1 protein-coding gene is annotated in these 1,110 nt (G+C 68.7%); it reads left to right on the forward strand.

The features are described from left to right. A partial coding sequence (locus ABD254_RS21275; protein ID WP_344250983.1) for an IS30 family transposase occupies nt 1–1,110 on the forward strand: 1,110 nt, incomplete at both ends.

The raw sequence follows: 1,110 nt of genomic DNA on the forward strand, positions 1-1,110 counted from the left end.
TGGGATCACGGGGTGCGTAAGACAGGCAACTCCCGGACGTATCCGGATGGTCGCCGGGTGGACTACAACACGGGTGTGACCACGCTCGTTGATCCCTCGGCTCGGCCGGCGGCGTCGTTGCCGGCGGCGTCGTTGCCGGCGGTGGCCAAGGAACTTCATCCCCGGTTCTTGACCCTGGCCGAGCGGGAGCAGATCGCGGACCTGCGCCGCGAGGGCAAGTCGCTTCGGGCGATCGGGCGGGCGTTGGGGCGGCCGGCCTCGACGATCAAGCGGGAGATCGATGCCCGGTCGATCGAAGGCGCCTACCGCCCGTATACGGCGCACCGGGCCTGGACGGACTCCCGTCCGCGTCCCAAGCAGTCCAAGCTCGCCGTCGACGGGCCGCTGCGCGAGTACGTGACCGCCAAGCTCGCGGTGCGGTGGTCGCCCGAGCAGATCTGCCACGCTCTGGTCAAGGAGTATCCCCACGACGAGAGCATGCGGGTGAGCACCGAGACGATCTACCAGGCGATCTACGTCCAGGCCCGCGGCGGCCTGCGTCGTGAGGTCGCTGCCGCGCTGCGCACGGGACGCACCCGCCGCAAGCCCCACCGCAGTCTGGATCAGCGCACGCCCCGGTTCGTCGAGGAGATGGTGATGATCTCCGAACGCCCGGTCGAAGTTGAAGACCGGGCCGTGCCCGGACACTGGGAAGGCGATCTGATCGTCGGAACGGGGTCCCAGTCCGCGATCGTGACGCTGGTCGAGCGCTCGACCCGCTACGTCATGCTGGGCTATTTGCCTGGCGGGCACACCGCCGAGGAGGTCCGCGACGTCCTGGTCCCGCTGATCGGGACTTTGCCGGCGCACCTGCGCGGCTCGCTCACCTGGGACCAGGGCTGCGAGATGGCCGCGCACAAGCAGTTCACGATCGCAACCAACGTGCCGGTCTACTTCTGCGACCCCCACTCGCCCTGGCAGCGGGGGTCGAACGAGAACACCAACGGCCTGCTCCGCCAGTACTTCCCCAAGGGCACCGACCTCAAGGCCTACGGGCCCGAAGACCTCGAGCACGTCGCCCAAGAGCTCAACGGCCGACCACGCAAGACGCTCGACTGGGATACCCCAGCC

The sequence above is a fragment of the Isoptericola hypogeus genome (genome assembly GCF_039531145.1).
Taxonomy (GTDB): Bacteria; Actinomycetota; Actinomycetes; order Actinomycetales; family Cellulomonadaceae; genus Isoptericola; species Isoptericola hypogeus.